A 2,521-nucleotide genomic window follows, 5' to 3' on the forward strand; every position below is an offset into this window, starting at 1 on the left:
CGCCGCGCAGCTGTATTGGAGGCAGGAAGTGCTTCTTAAACTATGCAGATATTTGTCTGGACAGATGGGTCCACTTTACATCAGGCCATTATCGCCGTGGCATCGGTACTAACCGGTTGGGCGGCGCGCACGTAATCCGCCGCTGGCAGCGCGATTGCGCTACCATCTTGCACCGTAAAAAGATGAAGGACGTAACAACATGACCTCGGAAGACCGCATCGTCGATATCGAAATCAAGATATTGCGCCAGGAAGACATGCTGGATGAATTGAACAAACTGGTCTATCGACAGCAACTGCAGATAGACCAGTTGGAGACGCTATGTACGACACTGGCACGGCGCCTCAAAGATGCCGAAGACAGCCGCAATGCAGGACAAGCAGCGCACGAAAGGCCGCCGCATTACTGAACCGTAGCGGGCCGCTGGCAGCACTCACGACGGCCACACTCCACACTTATAGCGGCTGAGTGCGCAGCTCCAGCCACAACTTGGCATCACCGCGTACATGCGGCGACAGGCGTTGGCGTACCTCAGCATGGTAGCCATTGAGCCAGTCGATTTCATCGCTGCGCAACAAGCCCACATCGAGGCAGCGGGTATCGATCGGGCACAAGGTCAGTGTCTCAAAACGCAGGTATTCGCCAAACTCTGTGGCTTCCGCAATCTGATTCACGACCAGATTTTCAATCCGCACACCCCAGCGGCCTGGGCGATAGGTGCCGGGCTCGATCGAGGTAATCATGCCGGGTTCCATTGCCGTATGCGGATCCGGCGCGGCGCTGCCGGAAATGAATTGCGGGCCTTCATGTACGTTCAGGAAATAGCCGACGCCGTGGCCGGTGCCGTGGCCATAATCCACCCCGCCGGCCCAGATCGGTGCGCGCGCTATCGCATCGAGCAGCGGCGACTTGATGGCGCGCGGGAACTGTGCCGAAGACAGCGCAATGACGCCTTTCAATACCAGCGTGCAATCGCGCTTCTGCGCTGCCGACGGCTGGCCGATAGGCACCATGCGGGTGATATCGGTGGTGCCGCCGACATACTGGCCGCCCGAATCGATCAGCAACAGGCCGTCGCCGCTTATCGTCGCATGCGATTCCAGGGTCGCCCGATAGTGTGGCAGCGCGCCGTTGGCGTTGAAACCGGCAATGGTGCTAAAGCTCGGGCTGACAAAGCCGGAACGACGCGCCCGGGCGGCAGTGATCTGGGTGTCGATCGTCAGTTCAGTGACAACCTCCTTAGCCAAAGCCTGCTCCAGCCAGGCAAAGAATTCGCATAACGCCGCGCCGTCCTGCTCCATCGTGGCGCGCACATGGGCAATCTCTTCGTCAGTCTTGCGCGACTTGGCGAAAGTGGTCGGATTGATGGCCTCCAGCACCTTGACGCTAGCCGGGACAGCTTGCCGCAAGCCCAGCGTGACACGGCGCGGGTCGAGCAATAGCGCGGCGCCTGACGGCAGGCTTGCCAAGGCGTCAGCGGCTTGCGCATACGCCGCCAGATCCACGCCATCGTGCGCCAGCGCCTGGCGCACGGTTTCTGGCACCTTGCCATCTGCAACGAATAATGTGGCGCGCTGCGGCCCGACCAACGCGTGAGCGACAAACACCGGGTTGTAATTGACATCGGTACCGCGCAGATTGAACAGATAGGCGATATCGTCCAGCGTCGAAATGAAATGCCATTGCGCGCCCTGCTCTTGCATGGCCTGCCGTAAGTTGGCCAGCTTGGCGTCGCGCGCCAGAGGGGCATGCGGAGCCTGGTGCTGGTAGACCTCGGCCATCGGCAAACCAGGACGATCGCTCCAGATTTCCCCCGGCAAATCAATATCGGTACGCAACTTGCTGCCGCCCTTGGTCAAGGCCTGCTCCAGCGCACGCGCTGTCGCCAGGCCGAGCACTGCGCCATCTACCGCCAGCGTCTTGCCGGCCGGCAGATGGGTCGCCAGCCAGTCCAGATGCAGCAGGCTGTTGCCGGATGGGGTTTTCATCAGGACGATTTCACTGCCGGCCAATTCCGCTTCGGCTTGCGACCAGTAGCGGCTATCGGCCCACAAACCGGCAAAATCGGCGGTAATGATCAGATTGGCAACCGAACCGGTAAAGCCGGACATCCACTCCCGGCCTTGCCAGCGCCCCGGCAAGTATTCCGACAAATGCGGATCAGCCGACGGAATCAGGCAAGCATCGACTTGGTGGCGTTTCATCGCATCGCGCAATAGCTGGATGCGCGGACCGGCAGTGGTTTGGGAGAAGGTTCTGGAGTTCATCGTGCTTTGGAAATGGTAGGAAAGGTAAGTTTTAGTGTTGTTATGAGTAGTGTTGTTATGAGTAGTTCGGATAGTGGCACCTAGGATACCACCGCAACGCACAAAACGGCGCCTGACATCGGTCACTACCGCGAACCGAAAAAGCGGGTAAGCTCTAAGAGACGGTTTCATAAAGGCCCGAAGGGGCTGTTAACTTTTCCGGCAAACTGCTACTCTTCGGCATTGATATAGATAAGGCTGAAGAAGAGATGGGC

Annotated in this window: 2 protein-coding genes; one reads left to right on the forward strand and one right to left on the reverse strand. The window is 59.1% G+C overall.

Annotated features, from left to right (window positions below):
- Window positions 1-199 precede the first annotated feature (199 nt).
- Entirely contained in the window at window positions 200-409 is a 210-nt protein-coding gene (locus ACIQ0R_RS12235; protein ID WP_395827849.1) for a SlyX family protein, read from the forward strand.
- 46 nt (window positions 410-455) lie between these two features.
- On the opposite strand, the gene ACIQ0R_RS12240 is transcribed toward ACIQ0R_RS12235, so the two are convergent.
- On the reverse strand, window positions 456-2,267 hold the full coding sequence (locus ACIQ0R_RS12240) for an aminopeptidase P family protein (protein ID WP_395827852.1): 1,812 nt from the start codon (window positions 2,265-2,267) through the stop codon (window positions 456-458).
- Between the last annotated feature and the right edge of the window lie 254 nt (window positions 2,268-2,521).

This window comes from Collimonas sp., from assembly GCF_044339385.1.
In the GTDB taxonomy this organism is placed as follows: domain Bacteria; phylum Pseudomonadota; class Gammaproteobacteria; order Burkholderiales; family Burkholderiaceae_D; genus Collimonas.

Excerpts from the sequence above, each read along its gene's own strand:
- ACIQ0R_RS12240 (WP_395827852.1), bottom strand. The coding sequence starts at position 2,267 with ATGAACTCCAGAACCTTCTCCCAAACCACTGCCGGTCCGCGCATCCAG.
- ACIQ0R_RS12235 (WP_395827849.1), top strand. The coding sequence starts at position 200 with ATGACCTCGGAAGACCGCATCGTCGATATCGAAATCAAGATATTGCGC.